At 62.4% G+C, this 17,167-nt stretch carries 15 protein-coding genes; 12 read left to right on the top strand and 3 right to left on the bottom strand.

What is annotated here, in order from left to right; genetic code table 11:
• Nucleotides 1–92: 92 nt before the first annotated feature.
• The 7 genes from AC0L26_RS25900 to AC0L26_RS25870 all read left to right on the top strand — a co-directional run bounded on the left by AC0L26_RS25900 (nt 93) and on the right by AC0L26_RS25870 (nt 8,022).
• On the top strand, nt 93–380 hold the full coding sequence (locus AC0L26_RS25900; RefSeq protein ID WP_354492512.1) for an FAD assembly factor SdhE: 288 nt from the start codon (nt 93–95) through the stop codon (nt 378–380).
• Nucleotides 381–392: 12 nt separating this feature from the next.
• Entirely contained in the window at nt 393–3,890 is a 3,498-nt protein-coding gene (gene mfd / locus AC0L26_RS25895; RefSeq protein ID WP_473635119.1) for a transcription-repair coupling factor, read from the top strand.
• A 179-nt stretch (nt 3,891–4,069) separates the two neighbouring features.
• Complete coding sequence (locus AC0L26_RS25890; RefSeq protein WP_473635180.1) at nt 4,070–5,443, top strand: class II 3-deoxy-7-phosphoheptulonate synthase; 1,374 nt, start codon at nt 4,070–4,072, stop codon at nt 5,441–5,443.
• Nucleotides 5,444–6,025: 582 nt separating this feature from the next.
• Nucleotides 6,026–6,304 (top strand): helix-turn-helix domain-containing protein, encoded by a 279-nt coding sequence (locus AC0L26_RS25885; RefSeq protein WP_337143819.1) that lies wholly within the window; start codon nt 6,026–6,028, stop codon nt 6,302–6,304.
• A gap of 235 nt (nt 6,305–6,539) precedes the next feature.
• Entirely contained in the window at nt 6,540–6,959 is a 420-nt protein-coding gene (locus tag AC0L26_RS25880) for a GFA family protein (protein ID WP_473635118.1), read from the top strand.
• 75 nt (nt 6,960–7,034) lie between these two features.
• The gene (locus AC0L26_RS25875) at nt 7,035–7,394 is read left to right on the top strand and encodes a diacylglycerol kinase (protein ID WP_292218147.1); all 360 of its coding nucleotides are present in this window, start codon (nt 7,035–7,037) and stop codon (nt 7,392–7,394) included.
• Between the two features lie 40 nt (nt 7,395–7,434).
• Nucleotides 7,435–8,022, top strand: a complete 588-nt coding sequence (locus AC0L26_RS25870) for a hemerythrin domain-containing protein (protein ID WP_473635117.1) — start codon at nt 7,435–7,437, stop codon at nt 8,020–8,022.
• A gap of 3 nt (nt 8,023–8,025) precedes the next feature.
• On the opposite strand, the gene AC0L26_RS25865 is transcribed toward AC0L26_RS25870, so the two are convergent.
• Complete coding sequence (locus AC0L26_RS25865; protein ID WP_473635116.1) at nt 8,026–8,613, bottom strand: DedA family protein; 588 nt, start codon at nt 8,611–8,613, stop codon at nt 8,026–8,028.
• Nucleotides 8,610–9,173: a DUF1003 domain-containing protein gene (locus AC0L26_RS25860; RefSeq protein WP_473635115.1), complete on the bottom strand. Its 564-nt coding sequence runs from the start codon at nt 9,171–9,173 to the stop codon at nt 8,610–8,612. The genes AC0L26_RS25865 and AC0L26_RS25860 overlap by 4 nt, the downstream gene beginning before the upstream one ends.
• 90 nt (nt 9,174–9,263) lie before the next feature.
• Between AC0L26_RS25860 and AC0L26_RS25855 the strand changes: the two genes are divergently transcribed.
• The 5 genes from AC0L26_RS25855 to AC0L26_RS25835 all read left to right on the top strand — a co-directional run bounded on the left by AC0L26_RS25855 (nt 9,264) and on the right by AC0L26_RS25835 (nt 16,071).
• Nucleotides 9,264–9,977, top strand: a complete 714-nt coding sequence (locus tag AC0L26_RS25855; RefSeq protein WP_473635114.1) for a DNA-3-methyladenine glycosylase I — start codon at nt 9,264–9,266, stop codon at nt 9,975–9,977.
• 139 nt (nt 9,978–10,116) lie between these two features.
• Nucleotides 10,117–11,832, top strand: a complete 1,716-nt coding sequence (locus tag AC0L26_RS25850) for an NAD+ synthase (protein WP_473635113.1) — start codon at nt 10,117–10,119, stop codon at nt 11,830–11,832.
• A 34-nt stretch (nt 11,833–11,866) separates the two neighbouring features.
• Nucleotides 11,867–12,280: a GNAT family N-acetyltransferase gene (locus tag AC0L26_RS25845; RefSeq protein WP_473635179.1), complete on the top strand. Its 414-nt coding sequence runs from the start codon at nt 11,867–11,869 to the stop codon at nt 12,278–12,280.
• Nucleotides 12,281–12,762: 482 nt separating this feature from the next.
• Entirely contained in the window at nt 12,763–14,568 is a 1,806-nt protein-coding gene (locus tag AC0L26_RS25840) for an ABC transporter ATP-binding protein (RefSeq protein WP_473635112.1), read from the top strand.
• Nucleotides 14,569–14,697: 129 nt separating this feature from the next.
• Nucleotides 14,698–16,071, top strand: a complete 1,374-nt coding sequence (locus AC0L26_RS25835) for a glutamate--tRNA ligase (protein ID WP_473635111.1) — start codon at nt 14,698–14,700, stop codon at nt 16,069–16,071.
• Here AC0L26_RS25835 and AC0L26_RS25830 read toward each other — a convergent pair.
• Entirely contained in the window at nt 15,989–17,131 is a 1,143-nt protein-coding gene (locus tag AC0L26_RS25830; protein ID WP_473635110.1) for a DUF2865 domain-containing protein, read from the bottom strand. The genes AC0L26_RS25835 and AC0L26_RS25830 overlap by 83 nt on opposite strands.
• Nucleotides 17,132–17,167 lie beyond the last annotated feature (36 nt).

Here is a 17,167-nt window from a genome sequence, read left to right as displayed (position 1 = left end):
ATGTCAGCTTATGTCGCGACGGCCGCAGCGCAAAGGCTGACACCGCCGTCTATCCACGCTATATGCGCCGCTTCAGGCAAGGATGCGGGACAATGACAGGAACAAGACGATCCAGCGAGGGGCTCGACGTCCGCCGCCGCAAGCTTCTGTTTCGATCCTGGCATCGCGGCATGCGTGAAATGGACCTCATTCTCGGAAGTTTCGCCGACGTCGAGATCGGCGCCTTGACCGGCGACGAACTCGACCAATATGAGAGGCTCCTCGACATTCCCGATACCGAATTCCTGGCCGTGGTCACAGGCGAACGCCCCGTCCCGCCCGATATCGACTGTGCCGTCCTGCAAAAAATCCTGGCGTCGCGCCAGGCGATGACATTCTGAACGCGTGATTCCATGAGCCTGATTCCCACTATCGGTCTGCCCGAGGGCCGTGCTGGCCAGTTCATCGTCGACGGCGTCGCCGACGGCTATGAAGCCTTTGCGCTGGTGCAGGCTGCGCATGAGATCGCGCCCGACCGGCCGGTGCTGTTCGTGGCGCGCGACGGCCAGCGACTGCCCTCGATCGTCGAGGCGCTTTCATTCGCAGCACCCGGCCTGCCGGTGCTCGAACTGCCGGCTTGGGATTGTCTGCCCTACGACCGTGTCTCGCCCGGCTCGGATGCCGCTGCACGGCGGCTCGACGCGCTCACCGCGATGATTGCGCTGGCGAAAAAACCGCACCGCGCCGTCGTTCTGACCACCGCCAATGCGCTGCTGCAGCGCATTCCGCCGGCAAGCCTCGTCGAGGCGCAGACCTTTCACGCCAAACCCGGCAACCAGATCGACATGAACGCACTGGTATCGCGGCTGGAGATATCAGGCTTCGAACGGGTGCCGACGGTACGCGGCGTCGGCGAATTCGCGGTGCGCGGCGGCATTCTCGACTTGTTCGCACCCGGCTGGAGCGAAGCGCTGCGGCTCGATTTCTTCGGCGACACGCTGGAATCGATCCGCGTCTTCGACGCCGCCACGCAGCGCACCACCGGCCAGCGCAAGTCGATGGCGCTGCAGGCGATGAGTGAAGTGGCACTGACGCCGGAAACCATCAGCCGTTTCCGCCGCAGCTACATCGAAGCCTTTGGCGCGCCCTCGCGCGACGACGGGCTCTATGCGGCGGTCAGCGAGGGACGGCGTTTCGCCGGCATGGAGCATTGGCTGCCGTTCTTCTACGAGCGGCTGGAGACGGTGTTCGACTATCTGCCGGATACGCCTGTCGTGTTCGACCATCTGGCGCATGAGGCGCTGACCGAGCGCCATACGCTGATCCTCGATCATTATGAGGCGCGCAGGAAGCAAGCGGACGGCGCGCTGAAGGACGCCGTGCCCTACAAGCCGGTGCCGCCGGACCTGCTTTATCTGTCGCCCGAAAACCTCACCGCCTCACTTGGGCCGCGCGAAGCGATCGACTTCACGCCGTTCGACGCGCCCGACACCGGAGCGAAAAAAGTCTTCCATGCCGGCGCGCGGCATGGCCGCAGCTTTGTCGAGGAGCGCGCCGACCCCAACATCAACGTCTTCGATGTCGTCGTAAAACACATTGCCGATGAGCGCGCCGCCCGCCGCCGCGTCATCATCGCCGGCTGGACCGAAGGTTCGCTCGACCGGCTCGGCCAAATCCTGGCGGAACATCATCTCGGCAATCTCAAGCCGGTCGCCACGCTGGCCGAGGCGGAAAAGCTCGAACCGGGGCAGGCGGCACTTGCCGTGCTGCCGCTCGAATCCGGCTTCGAGACCGAGAAACTGATCGTCGTTGCCGAGCAGGACATTCTGGGCGACCGGCTTATCCGCCGCTCGAAGCGCAAGAAGCGTCCTTCCGACTTCATCGCCGAGGCCTCGGCGTTGTCCTCCGGCGACATCGTCGTCCATACCGACCATGGCATTGGCCGCTTCATCGGGCTGCGCACCATCGAGGCGGTCGGTGCGCCGCATGATTGCCTCGAAATCCATTATGCCGGGGACGACCGGCTGTTCCTGCCGGTCGAGAACATCGAACTTCTGTCGCGCTATGGCTCTGACACAGCCGAAGCGACATTGGACAAGCTTGGCGGCGGCGCCTGGCAGTCGCGCAAGGCGCGGCTGAAGCGGCGGCTGCTCGACATGGCCGGGCAGCTGATCCGCATCGCCGCAGAGCGGCAGATGCGCGCTGCTCCTTCGCTAGTGCCGGCGGATGGCCTCTATGGCGAGTTCGCCGCGCGCTTTCCTTATGAGGAAACCGACGACCAGCAGACGGCGATCGATTCGGTCATGGACGATCTGGGCGCTGGAAAGCCGATGGATCGGCTGATCTGCGGAGATGTCGGCTTCGGCAAGACGGAGGTCGCCCTTCGCGCCGCCTTCATCGCGGCGATGGAAGGGTTCCAGGTCGCGGTGGTGGTACCGACGACGCTCTTGTCGCGCCAGCACTTCAAGACCTTTTCGCAGCGTTTCTCCGGCCTGCCGATCCGCGTTGCCCAAGCTTCGCGGCTGGTCGGCGCCAAGGAGCTGGCGGAAACGAAGAGGGGCATCGCCGAGGGCACGGTCGATATCGTCGTCGGCACTCACGCGCTGCTCGGCGCCTCGATCTCGTTCAAGAATCTCGGCCTGTTGATCATCGACGAGGAACAGCACTTTGGCGTCAAGCACAAGGAACGGCTGAAGGACCTGAAGAGCGACGTGCACGTACTGACGCTGTCGGCGACGCCGATCCCGCGCACGCTGCAGCTGGCATTGACCGGCGTGCGCGAACTGTCGCTGATCGCCACGCCGCCGGTCGACCGCCTGGCGGTGCGCACCTTTATCTCGCCGTTCGACCCGCTGGTCATCCGCGAGACCCTGCTGCGCGAGCGCTACCGCGGCGGTCATTCCTTCTACGTCGTGCCGCGCATCAGTGATCTCTCGGAAATTCATGATTTCCTTCGTGAATCCGTGCCTGAGCTGAAAGTAGCTGTTGCTCACGGCCAGATGCCGCCCGGCGAGCTCGACGATATCATGAATGCCTTCTACGACGGCCAGTACGACGTGCTGCTGTCGACCACCATCGTCGAATCCGGCCTCGATATCCCGACCGCCAACACGCTGATTGTGCATCGCGCCGATATGTTCGGCCTGTCGCAGCTCTACCAGCTGCGCGGCCGCGTCGGCCGCTCGAAGGTGCGTGCCTATGCGTTGTTCACGCTGCCGGCCAACCGCAAGCTGACCGACACCGCCGAGCGCCGGCTGAAGGTGCTGCAGTCGCTGGACACGCTGGGCGCAGGCTTCCAGCTTGCCAGCCACGATCTCGACATCCGCGGCGCCGGCAATCTTCTCGGCGAAGAGCAGTCTGGCCATATCAAGGAGGTCGGCTTCGAACTCTACCAGCAGATGCTGGAAGAGGCCGTCGCCGAGGTGAAGGATTCCGGCGAGGTGCAGGATGGCGGCTGGTCGCCGCAAATCGCCGTCGGCACAGCGGTGATGATCCCGGAGAGCTATGTTCCGGACCTGCAGCTGCGGCTGGCGCTCTATCGCCGCCTCGGCGACCTCGAAAACACCGAGGAGATCGATGCATTCGGCGCCGAGCTGATCGACCGCTTCGGCCCGCTGCCGGAGGAGGTGAAGCATCTCTTGAAGATCGTCTTCATCAAGGCGCTCTGCCGCAAGGCCAATGTCGAAAAGCTCGACGCAGGGCCAAAAGGCGTCGTAATTCACTTCCGCAAGCGGGAGTTCTCGAACCCCGTCGGACTGGTTGGGTTTATCGGAGAGCAGGGCTCGCTGGCCAAGATCCGGCCGGATCACAGCGTCGTTTTCGTTCGCGACTGGCCAACACCTGAAAAGCGGCTGGCAGGATCCGCCGTCGTCATGACGCAATTGGCTCGGTTGGTGGAGAAGGCTGCGTAGCAAGGCGTTGCTGGTACTTTAGCCAATGACTACGCCGGCCGTTTTGACGCGCCACGCCATTCGCCACACGTCCAAATCCGGTCTAGAATAGGAAATCGGCTTCGTGTATGGAGCCGCGATCCCATATTGGGGCGAATGGCGGGCGATAGCACCCGCTGGAAAGAGCGTTGGGTGCAACGATGACGAAATGGTCGCCGAATTCGTGGAGAGCAAAGCCGATCCAGCAGGTTCCTGCCTATCCGGATCTAGGCGCGCTGAAGAACACGGAAGCCCAGCTCGCCACCTTTCCGCCGCTGGTTTTTGCAGGTGAGGCGCGCAAGCTGAAGAAGCAGCTTGCGACCGTCGCTGCCGGTGACGCATTCCTTCTCCAGGGTGGCGATTGCGCCGAGAGTTTCGCCGAACATGGCGCGGACAACATCCGCGACTTCTTCCGCGTCTTCCTGCAGATGTCCGTGGTGCTGACTTTCGCCGGCGCGCAGCCGGTGGTGAAGGTCGGTCGTGTCGCAGGCCAGTTCGCCAAGCCGCGCTCGTCCGACAACGAGACCAAGGGTGGCGTGACGCTGCCCAGCTATCGCGGCGACATCATCAACGGCATCGAGTTCGACGCAAAGTCGCGCATTCCCGATCCCGCACGCCAGGAGATGGCCTACCGCCAGTCGGCAGCGACGCTCAACCTGTTGCGCGCCTTCGCTCAGGGCGGCTACGCCAGCCTGGAGAACGTGCATCAATGGATGCTTGGCTTCGTTTCGGACAGCCCGCAGGGCGAGAAATACGGTGCGCTCGCCAACCGCATCACCGAAACAATGGACTTCATGAAGGCCGTCGGCATCACCTCGGAGACCAACTACGCGCTGCGCGAGACCGATTTCTACACCAGCCACGAGGCGCTGCTGCTCGGCTATGAGGAGGCGCTGACCCGCATCGATTCGACTTCAGGCGACTGGTACGCCACATCAGGCCATATGATCTGGATCGGCGATCGCACCCGCCAGCTCGATCATGCCCATGTCGAGTACTGCCGTGGCATCAAGAACCCGCTTGGCCTGAAATGCGGCCCATCGCTGACGCCGGATGGCCTGTTGCAGCTCATCGACCTGCTCAACCCGGAGAATGAGCCCGGCCGGCTGACGTTGATCGCGCGCTTCGGTTCCGACAAGGTCGCCGAGCATTTGCCGAAGCTGGTGCGGGCGGTGCAGAAGGAGGGCCACAACGTGGTGTGGTCGTCCGACCCGATGCACGGCAACACCATCGAGGCCGCCGGCTACAAGACGCGGCCGTTCGACCGCATCCTGAAGGAAGTGCAGACCTTCTTCGAGGTGCACCGCGCCGAAGGCACGCATCCGGGCGGCATCCATGTCGAGATGACCGGCAAGAACGTCACGGAATGCACCGGTGGCGCCCGCGCCATCACCGCCGAGGAACTGCAGGATCGCTACCACACCCATTGCGACCCGCGCCTCAATGCCGACCAGGCGATCGAGCTGGCGTTCCTGGTCTCGGACCTGCTCAAGAAGAGCCACCCGATCCAGCACAAGCAGGCCGTGAACGGCTGATTTCAGCCGCCAACGGAATTCACGACCAAAGAAGCGCCGGAGAAATCCGGCGTAACGCTGCTGCGCTACGCACGCCGGTTAAGCGTGGGCTGACGTCGTTTTGGCGAGTGACGGCAATCCGACACTTGGTGCCCCGAGGTGGAATGCCGGTTAGGACGCGTTGCGGTCCTTGGAGCACGTCGCAAGTCTGATTTATGCGACGTTGCAAAAATCGGGTGCAGAACTGCCGTTTTAATCGACTTCAATGTCGGCCAGACCGACGACGATCTGAAACGCCTAAAACCCGCGACAGCTTACAAGCGAATAAGGTTTGCGCTCCATACTGAAATCCCGTATGGTCATGCCCCTATGACGCAAGACAGGTTCGACGCCGCCAAGGGCGCGAGAAGCACAAGCTGCCGCTGGCCTTTGGCGATCGGATTTTCGAAGACCACGACCACCTGATTGTACCCTCAATCCGCGAGATCGACGGCGAGGAGCGGTTCAAAGTGGTCGGGACCGTCGGGGATAAGCTGTTCACCGGCGTTTTTGTTTGACGATGCGACCTGCCCCGTTTTATCTCGGTGAGAAGGAGCAACAAGGGTGAAGAAAGAGCATATCACGCTGCCCGCTGACCCGGCCGACGCCGAAGATTTCGACGTGACGGCCGAAGCGCTGGATCGAGGCCAGCGCGCGCGCCTGATCCGCAAGACGAGGACTGGGCTTGGCCTATCGCAGTCCGAGTTCGCCAGCCGCTTCCGGGTTCCTGTTGGAACGCTGCGCGATTGGGAGCAGGCGCGGGCGACCGCGCCTGATTTCGCCATCGCCTATGTGCGGGTGATCGGCCAGCATCCGGACATGGTGGCGAAGGCCGTCGCATAGCTGCCATTGCCGGGAAGTTTCGGCCTAGGGAATTACGCGAAAGACAGGCGACCGGAATCACCCCCACCAGGATCCGGTCAGCGCCCGCGTTCCCAGCGCAATTCATAGCCGCAGGGCCGAACATGCCCGCCGAATGTCGCATTTGCTTGGGCACAGTCGCTGCAAAACAGGAATCCTGACAACGATGCCGATGCCATGGATGGCAATTGGGATGGCGATTTCGTTGGAGGCCGAGATGGATGACAATCACAGCGGATCATGCCTGTGCGGAGCTGTGCGCTTCAGGACGCGGGGTCCGCTGCGCGGTGTCGTCTATTGCCATTGTTCACAGTGCCGTAAGCAGACCGGGCATTTCGTGGCCGCAACAGCTGCCAAGGACGCCGACATCGATATCGAAGGGAAGGATGCGCTCACCTGGTATGGTGCTTCCGATGTAGCCAAGCGCGGGTTTTGCAGCACCTGCGGTTCGCTGCTGTTCTGGAAGCATGGCGAACTGGACTCGATTTCGATCATGGCCGGCTCCTTCGACAGGCCGTCCGGCCTCTCCGGCCAAAGCCATATCTTCGTCGGCGACAAGGGAGACTATTATTCGATCGACGATGCGCTGCCCCAGTTCGAAAGGTCGGCCCCGTCGATCAAGGTCGCCGACGAATGATTTTTGCAGCCATCGCCTTATTCCCTTGATCCGGCCATTGCGCTATCCCCTGCCGGTGATTCGGAAAGGTTTGGTATGCAGCGGCTGATCGATGCTTTCTTCAATTCGGTGCGGGCGTTTCAGAAATTGGCCGCCAGCGAAAAAGCCTTCCAGCAGGAGCTGATGCTGCTCGTGCTGGCGCTGCCGCTCGGCTGGTTTGTTTCGGTGTCATGGCGCGGCTACGCGCTGCTGATCGGCGCGGTGCTGCTTCTGATCATGGTCGAAGTGCTGAACACCGGCATCGAGGCGGCATGCGATGCATTCAGCCGGGAGTTCAACGTCGATATCCAGCTCGCCAAGGACTGCGGTTCGCTGGCGGTGCTGATTTCGGTGGTGATCGTTGCCGGCGTCTGGGGCATCGCCATCATCGAGCGAATCTTAGGCCTACCGATCTGACACTTCAGACACTACATGACGGTTACCAAAGGAGACCGTCATGTCGGAAGCCGCCGATTTTTTGTTGCTCGAGCGGGCAGGCCTGCCGGATGATTTGCGCTGGCTGATTGAGAAATATCCACGAGAGGTCTGGCAGGCGCATTCCAACATTCACGGCATCGCCAATATGTGGCTGCAGCGGCACGACATGTTCCGCGAGCTCGGCGGCATGCTGACCAACGGCATTGGCGATTATCGCGAGGGCAGGCTGACGGCGCCGGAGTTCGCGCGGTGGTTTGCGCCGCGCCTCAATCATTTTCTCGGGAATCTCGACGGCCACCACAATGTCGAGGATCAGCACTATTTTCCGGCCTTCGCCAAGGCGGAGACAAGGCTGAAGCGCGGCTTCGAGATTCTCGATGCCGATCATCACACGATCCATGAGGGGCTGGAGCGCAATGCCGAGACGGCGAACGCCTTCATCCGCACGCTTCAGGACAGCGAGGACAAGCAGCGCTTTGCCGCCGATACCTATGCCGACGAGAACAGCCGGCTGATCGCCATGCTGACCCGGCATCTTGCCGATGAGGAAGACCTGATCATTCCGCTGATCCTCGACCGTGGCGACCGGGCGCTCGGCATCGACTGAGCCTCATATTTCTTTGCTGCGTTCTTTCTTGGCGACATGGTGAGCGACGAACCAGGCGAGGGCGGCCGCTGCCAAGCCAATCGCCAGAGCGATCAGCAGTCGCTCGTGACGGGCCAGCGCCTGCCCGACGATGCGCTCCGCGCCCAGCCCGAAGACATAGCCAATGGTGCCGAACAATGCGGCCCAGATGATCGATGAAATGGCGTTGAGGACGACAAAGCGCGCCACGGCAATGCCGGACAATCCGGCCGCGATGCCGCCGACCAGGCGCAGGCCATAGATAAAGCGGTTCGACAGCACGAAAATGTCGGGATGACTGGAGACAAGACGATAGGCGTGGCTGAAGCCCGGCCGGCTCCTCAATTTGACCACGAGCGGATGGTCGGAGAAGCTTCGGCCAAGGGTGAAAAAGAAGGTGTCGCCGACAAAGGCGCCGATGGCGGCCGCCAGAAACGCCTGCCACAGGACGAAGACATGCTGATGCGCGAAAAAACCGCCAAGCAGGGCGGCACTTTCGCCCTCGGCGATACAGCCCAGAAAGACGGCAATCAGCCCATATTGCTCTATGAGATTATGGATGGCATCCGTCATGGACGCGTCCGCTGCTTCGACAGAATCTCGTCGATCCGCTTCACCTGTTCGGCCAGCTGCGCGATCTCGTCGCGCATGCCGACGATCTGGCTGTGGCGCAGTTCGTCCAGCTTCTCATGCAGCGCCATGATCTCGATCTCGGCCTTGAGATTGACCTCGTAGTCGTGGGCGGCGTCGATGCGGTCGCGCTCGGCCTGGCGGTTTTGCGCCATCATGATCACCGGCGCCTGCAGCGCAGCGACCATGGAGAGGATGAGGTTGAGGAAGATGAAGGGATAGGGATCGAAGGCGCCGCGCGACAAAAGCCAGACATTGCCTGATGTCCACAGGATCAGGAAGGCGATGAAGCCAACAATGAAGGACCACGAGCCACCGATCCGGGCGATGCTGTCGGCGAGGCGGTCGCCAAACGTCTGGTGAAAAGCGACGGCCTTGTTGGTGTCCTTCGCGATCGTGGTGCGTTCTAGCGTTGATTTCAGCACCTGGCTCTCAAGCGCACTTAACCCGTCTGGCCTTCGCTTTAGCCAGCGGTTTGCCAGCTCTTCGATCGTCTTGTTCATTGTCGCCTCCGTCGTCAGCGTCCGCGATAGACCTAGAGGCTGCCGGTTCGCACGGGAAGTGGTAGATTGACGCGATAAGGTGAGGAAACAATGATGGATTTTCAAAAAATCCGCGCCCGCGCGGCCAAACGCAAGGGCGGGGAAGCGGCACTGGCATCGCTGCTGGGGCCTATGCCCGATAGTGCCGCGGTCGCTGAAGTTACCGACGACCGCATCCTCTCGACCATGGCCGAGCGTGTTTTCGCCGCTGGTTTCGTCTGGCGCGTCATCGAGCAGAAATGGCCTGGTTTCGAAGAGGCATTCCTCCGCTTCGAGCCGAAGCGGCTGCTGTTCCAGCCGGACGATTTCTGGCACGACCTGGCGTTCGACCAGCGTATCGTGCGCAACCCGCAGAAGATCAAATCCGTTCGCGACAACGCGGCCTTCGTCGAGCGGGTGTCGAAGGAGCATGGCGGCTTCGGCGAATTCCTCGCCGCCTGGCCTGCCGACGACCAGGTCGGTCTGATGGCCTATCTCGGCAAGCATGGCAGCCGGCTCGGCGGCAACACCGGCCAGTATTTTCTGAGGTGGCTGGAGTGGGATGCTTTCATTGTCTCAAGCGACATGGCGGCCGCACTTCGCGACGCCGGCCTGGACATCGCCGAAAACCCGACCTCGAAGAGGGATCTCGATAAGATCCAGACCCTGATCAATGCCTGGGCGGCGCAAACCAGTCTGCCGCGTCGGCACATTTCGCGCATTCTGGCGATGTCGATCGGCGAGAACCATTCGCCGGAAGCGCTGCGCGAATACATGGGTGAATAGGACAGAACGACGTGCCGATCGGTCCGACACGATCAACATGTGTCATTCGGTCTGACACGAATGACATGTGTCATTCGGTCTGGGGTGGTCCAAGCAAACGCCATTGCCCGGCGAATTCTGTCGCGCTAAGTCAGCAGGCATGACCGACAAGACCGCTTCCGACATATTGCGCATCGCCGTTGCCCAGCTCAATCCGACGGTGGGCGACGTCGCCGGCAATCTCGCCAAGGCGCGCGAGGCGAGGGCGGATGCCGCTCGCCAGGGCGCCGACCTCGTGCTGTTCACCGAGCTTTTCCTCGCAGGCTATCCGCCGGAGGATCTGGTGCTAAAGCCTGCATTCCTGAAGGCCTGCGAGCGAGCGGCGCAGGATTTCGCCGGCGATACCGCTGATGGCGGGCCGGGCGTCATCATCGGCACGCCGCTGAAGCGCAAGAGCGGCACGCACAATTCGATCATCGTTGCCGATGGCGGCAAGATCCTTGCCGAGCGCTATAAGCTCGATTTGCCGAACTACGGCGAATTCGACGAGAAGCGCGTCTTCCAGGCCGGTCCTGAAATGCAGGGGCCGGTCAATTTCCGCGGCGTGCGTCTGGGAATTCCGATTTGCGAGGACATATGGGGCGATGTCGGCATCTGCGAGACGCTGGCCGAAAGTGGCGCTGAAATCCTGCTGGTGCCGAACGGCTCGCCCTACTATCGCGGCAAGGTCGACGTTCGCCACCAGATCGTCATTCGACAGGTTATCGAATGCGGATTGCCGATCATCTACGCCAACCAGCTTGGCGGCCAGGACGAACTGATCTTCGACGGTGCGTCGTTTGCCATCGGCGCCGACAAGACGCTGGCCTTCCAGATGAGCCAGTTCGAGGAGACGGTCAACGTCACCACCTGGAAGCGGAACCGGACCGTCGCAGGCCTGCAAAATGGAAATAATTCCGAGGGCTGGGTCTGCTCCGAAGGACCGATGTCGAAAATCCCGGAAAAGGAGGAGGCCGATTACCGCGCCTGCATGCTGGGCCTGCGCGACTACGTCAACAAGAACGGCTTCAAGAATGTGGTGCTCGGCCTTTCTGGCGGCATCGATTCGGCGATCTGCGCCGCACTTGCCGTCGATGCGCTTGGCGAGGAACGGCTGCGCGCCGTGATGATGCCCTACCGCTACACTTCGAAGGACTCGCTCAAGGACGCCGAGGATTGCGCCCGTGCGCTCGGCTGCCGCTACGACATCGTGCCAATCTTCGAGCCGGTCGAGGGATTCCTGCATGCGCTGACGCAGCTTTTCGAGGGCACCAAGGAAGGCATCACCGAGGAAAACCTGCAGAGCCGCGCGCGCGGCACCATTTTGATGGCGATCTCCAACAAATTCGGCTCGATGGTCGTCACCACCGGCAACAAGAGCGAGATGTCGGTTGGCTACGCCACGCTCTATGGCGACATGAATGGTGGCTTCAACCCGATCAAGGACCTCTACAAGATGCAGGTCTACGCACTGTCGCGCTGGCGCAATACACACGTGCCGCCGGGCGCACTGGGCCCTTCCGGCGAGGTGATCCCGAACAACATCATCGACAAGGCACCGTCGGCGGAACTGCGCGAGAACCAGACGGACCAGGATTCGCTGCCGCCCTATCCGGTGCTGGACGACATCTTGGAGTGTCTGGTCGAGAACGAGATGGGTGTCGACGAGATCGTTGCCCGTGGCCACGACCGGGCGACGGTGACGCGCATCGAGCACCTGCTCTATATCGCCGAATACAAGCGCCGGCAGGCGGCGCCCGGCGTGAAGATCACCAAAAAGAATTTCGGCCGCGACCGCCGCTATCCCATCACCAACCGGTTCAGGGATGGCGGATAGACGACGGCTGTCCAGAATGATCAACACCGCAGCCATGCCTGATTGTGAAATCAGCTTCGACGTGTCGCGGATCGACTTCCGGGCGACCTCCGACCTGTTGATGGCAAGCTACTGGGGCAGCGGGCGCAGCGACGAACTCCACCGCCGCGCCTTTGCCAATTCGCTTTGCGTCGCGGCTTATCTCGACGGCAAGCAAATCGGCTTCGGCCGGGCGATCACCGACCGCACGGTGTTTGCCTATCTGGCCGATATCATCATCTGGCCGGAACATCGCGGGCGAGGCCTTGGTACACGGCTTGTCCAGGCGCTTATCGATCATCCGGATTGCAAGACAGTCACCCACTGGAGCCTGTCGACCAACGATGCCCATGCGGTCTACGAGAAACTCGGCTTCAGGCCGTCCACCGATGGTCGCTACATGCGTCTCGACCGCATCGCGGCAGCCTGAGCGAGCGTACAACCCGCGATTGTTGCAAAATGGTCTCACTGGTTAGACCAGATGTGCTTTCGGTCGCTCGCTGGCTTGGCGTGGCGGTGAGGCGTCTCTATAAACGCCTTTCCGCGATTCCTACGCATCGGCCCGAAAATCGGCATCGATTTTCGGAAAGCACGATGCGCAGATTCAAAGTTAGAGCGTACTTTGTGCGTCCAAATGGACGCACGTCGCTCTAATGGGAGGACCGAATGGCAGGATTTGACATCGTTATGCGAGGCCGCGAAGCCTAGGTCTCAGACGGCGCGCCGGAAGGTTTTCACCTTCACGGCCGAGCCCATCTGACAACAGGCGTTCGTCGATGCCGGTCGCCGCCCTTATTGGGGCGAGCCGCCAAATATGCCGAACCTCCGCATTCCCGGGCGCCAGTTGCCCAACGCGGGTTTTTTCAATTTTCGACCTACCGGGACCGGGCTCGTTTGCGCCCGAATGACATCATGGCTCGTTTTCAGATAGATTTACGCGCGGGCGCCTTTCGCAGCGTTCTTGGCTTCACGCTCAGCCATTGGCGGCGTCAGCCGTGGCGGCTTTCGCTCATCATGGGCACGTTCTTGCTGTCGACCTCGGCCGACGTGCTGACGCCGCTCTATTCGGGGCGATTGGTCGATGCCGTCGCCAGCAGTGCGACGGCCGATGAGATCGCGTGGAACGCAGCGATGGCGGCGTTTTCCATGCTGGTGGCGCTGGCGCTCGCGGGCGTCGTGCTGCGCAACCTCGCCTTCATGGGCATCACTGACCTGACGCTGAAGATGATGGCCGACATTGCCGCCGACGCCTTCCACCGCGTTCAACGGTTTTCCACCGACTGGCACGCCAACAGCTTCGCCGGATCGACCGTGCGCAAGATAACCCGTGGCATGTGGGCGCTCGACCTGCTCAACGACACGATCCTGATTGCGCTGCTGCCGTCGCTCGTCATGCTCGTCGGCTCGACGCTGCTGCTCGGCTGGTTCTGGCCGCTGATGGGTGCCGTCGTTGCCGCAGGCTCGGTGCTGTTCATCGCAGTGACCGCGATGCTGTCGCTCGGCTATGTCGCGCCGGCGGCAAGGCTTGCCAACGCGTGGGACACGCGCCTGGGCGGTTCGCTGGCCGATGCGGTGAGCTGCAACGCGGTGGTCAAGGGCTTTGGCGCCGAGGAACGCGAGGAAACGCGCCTTGCCAAAGTCGTCGCCAGATGGCGCGCCCGCACGCGCCGCACCTGGGTGCGTGGCACCGTCAACGGCACCACGCAAGGGGTGATGCTGCTGCTTCTGAGAACAGCGGTGATCGGCTTCTCCTTGCTTTTGTGGACGTGGGGGCAGGCGAGCGCCGGCGATGTCACCTTCGTGTTGACCTCGTTCTTCGTGCTGCAGGGCTATTTGCGCGATATTGGTACGCATATCCGCAATCTGCAGCGCTCGATCAACGACATGGAGGAACTGGTCGACTTCCAGTCCGAGCCGCTCGGCATCGAGGATGCGCCGGGCGCCAAGCCGATCCGCATCACCGACGGCCGCATCAGCTTCGACAACGTCACCTTCCATTATGGCAGCCACCGCCTGCCGCTCTATCGTGACTTTTCGGTGGATATCGCGCCGGGCGAACGCGTCGGGCTGGTCGGCCATTCGGGCTCGGGCAAGACGACCTTCGTCAAGCTGATCCAGCGCCTTTACGACGTGAACGCGGGAACGATCCGGATCGACAGCCAGGATATTGCCGGGGTGGCGCAGGCGTCGCTGCGCGGGCAGATCGCCATCGTCCAGCAGGAGCCGATCCTGTTCCACCGGTCGCTGGCCGAAAACATCGCCTATGCCCGGCCGAGCGCCACGCAAGCCGAGATCGAGCATGCCGCGCGGCTGGCCAGTGCGCACGACTTCATCGTCGACCTGCCGAAGGGTTACGGCACGCTGGTCGGAGAGCGCGGCGTGAAGCTATCGGGCGGCGAGCGCCAGCGCGTGGCGATCGCACGTGCTTTCCTTGCCGATGCGCGGATCCTCATTCTGGACGAGGCGACGTCGAGCCTCGACTCGGAATCGGAGGTGCTGATCCAGCAGGCGATGGAGCGGTTGATGGTCGGCCGCACGACGCTGGTCATCGCGCACCGGCTTTCGACGGTGCGGGCGCTGGACAGGCTTCTGGTGTTCGACCGCGGCCGCATCGTCGAAGAGGGGTCGCATGATCAGCTGATCCGGCTGCAAGGCGGCATCTACCGCCGGCTGTTCGAGCGCCAGGCGCTCGAATTGACTAAGGGACTGGTGATCTGACGGAGTGCTGCGCGTCTTGATGGACGCGCGGCGCTCCAGCCTTTTCATCGCCTTCGTCATGTTCTATGTCTGCCGCCAGGCGCGGGGGCGTGTCTTGTCAATACGAAAATCATCCGGTACGCCCCGTTCATGACAGTTACCGTCCGTTTCGCCCCATCCCCGACCGGCCGTATTCACATCGGCAATGCGCGCACCGCGCTGTTCAACTGGCTGTTCGCCTTGAACAACAAGGGCCGCTTCATCCAGCGCTTCGACGACACCGATGTCGCGCGCTCGACGCAGGAATTCTCCGACGCCATTCTCTACGACCTGCATTGGCTGGGCATCTTTCCTGATGCCACCGAATATCAGTCACGGCGCTTCGAGATCTACGATGCGGCGATGGAGAAATTGAAGGCGGCGCGCCTGCTCTATGCCTGCTACGAAACCCCGGAAGAGCTCGATCTCAGGCGCAAGGTGCGCCGCACGCGCGGCCTGCCGCCGGTCTATGGCAGGGAGGCATTGACGCTGACGTCGGAGCAGGTCGCCGAATACCAGGCCGATGGCCGCCGGCCGCACTGGCGCTTTCTCCTGCCCAATTTCACCAGTGATCCCTTGGCGCCGGAACGCACCGAAATCCACTGGAAGGACCTGGTTCGCGGTGAAGAAACTGTCGACCTTGCGTCGCTTTCCGACCCGGTTCTACTGCGCGAGGACGGCACCTATCTCTACACTTTGCCTTCGGTGGTCGACGACATCGAAATGTCAGTCAGCCATATCATCCGCGGCGACGACCACGTCACCAATACGGGCGTGCAGATCGCCCTGTTCCAGGCGCTGGGTGCCGAGCCGCCGGTGTTCGGCCACCACAACCTGTTGACCACCGCATCGGGCGAGGGCCTGTCGAAGCGGACCGGCGCGCTGTCCATCGAAAGCCTGCGCGAGACCGGCATCGAGCCGATGGCCGTCGCTTCGCTGGCCGTGTTTGTCGGTACCTCGGAAAATGTCGTGGCGGTGCCTGACATGGCCGAACTTGCACGGCGCTTCGATCCGGCCGCGGCGTCGAAATCCGCCGCCAAATTCGATCCGGACGAGCTTTTCGTACTCAACCGCACGCTGCTGCACCATATGCCGTTTTCCGAGGCGCGCGACCGGCTGATCGTGTTCGGCATATCAGGCGAACAGGCCGAGCCCTTCTGGCTGGCAGTGCGCGGCAATCTCGACAGGCTGGCCGATGCAGCAATCTGGTGGCGCACACTTCGCGACGGCCTGCAGGAGCAGCCGGACTTTTCCGATGTCGACCGCGATTTCCTTCGCCAGGCGTTCGACCTGTTGCCGGAAGATCCGTGGGATGGGTCGGTCTGGAAGGAGTGGACGGGCAGGATCAGGGAAGCGACCGGCCGCAAGGGCAAGGCGCTGTTCATGCCGCTCAGACTGGCACTTACCGGACAGCCTTCGGGGCCGGAGCTAGCGGATCTGTTGCCGCTGCTGGGTCGGGAAGGAACGCTGGCCCGACGGCCCTGACCTTGCGCTGTTCCGGCGGCGGCAAGGTCGTCGGCAAGGGCTTGACCAAAGTCTCGGGGTCGGCGCCTGGATCAGGTCTGGCGACAGGCGCCGGAAAAAACGACGTGGTCTCTCCATCGGAGTCAGTCTGTTCCGGGGTTGGCGGATTGCCGGCAATGATCTCGAAATTCTTTGCGGCGTTGCAGCCGCAGGTCGGTGGACGTGAGATTTCGGGCTGCTTGTAGAGATAGGCGGTCGGCAGTTCGCTATAGGGCCTGCCGGTTACCGCAGACGTCATGTCCACCGAATCGTCGCCAATGCCGCGCGTATAAAACACCTGCATCTCGGTACCGGGGCAACTCGAATCGCAGTTCTTCTGGTCGCGCTCGAAATCGCCCAGCGAGGCGGCGTTCGACATCGGGAAGAAATAGCCGTCGCAGGTGCGCACGCACATTGTGCGGAATTCGCCGTCAAGACGTGGCAGGTCCATGCCGTCTGGCCGATTGATCACGGCGCGGATACCGCGTTGTTTATTGGGATCGCTCGGCTCATCCAGCGCCTCGGGCTGACTTCTGGCGTCGCCCAAAAGCCGATCGAGCAGATTTCCGTTTTCACGGTTCGCTTCCAAGACAGGCGCACGCTTTGAAGGCACGACACCGTCGCGGCAGCCATTGGCGTCGAGCGAGGCCAATATGCGGGCGCGATCGCGGCGCGAGCCGCCGCCGGCGAGCTGCGCGCGCTTCGCCTGCAGGGCATCGAGATTGGCGTTCATGCGGCCAAGCGTGGCGTCGAGTGCGGCGCAGGCGTTTCGATTGCGTTCGAACAGCGAAAAGCCGCAGCCGGCGCTGTTGGCCTGGCGGCTTGCCTTTGCAATCTGCTCACGCTGCCGCACGATTGCGTCGTCATATTTCCTGAGCAGCACCGGCTTGCCGCCGCCGCCACGCGCAGCGGCCGCGAGGTCGGCCTCCAGCTGGCGGCAAACACGGGAGGCGGCCTGCGGCTGAGTGACGGCAAAGCTTGATAATGCGAAGGCGGCGAGCAGCGCCGCGGCACGCGTCAGCTTCCACCCTCCGCCCATCATTCGCCCAGAACTCCGTTTATCCGTCCGTCGCGAATC

The organism is Mesorhizobium sp. WSM4823, assembly GCF_055811195.1.
Note: the sequence above shows the minus strand (reverse complement) of the source record. Positions and strands in the feature narration are given on the sequence as shown.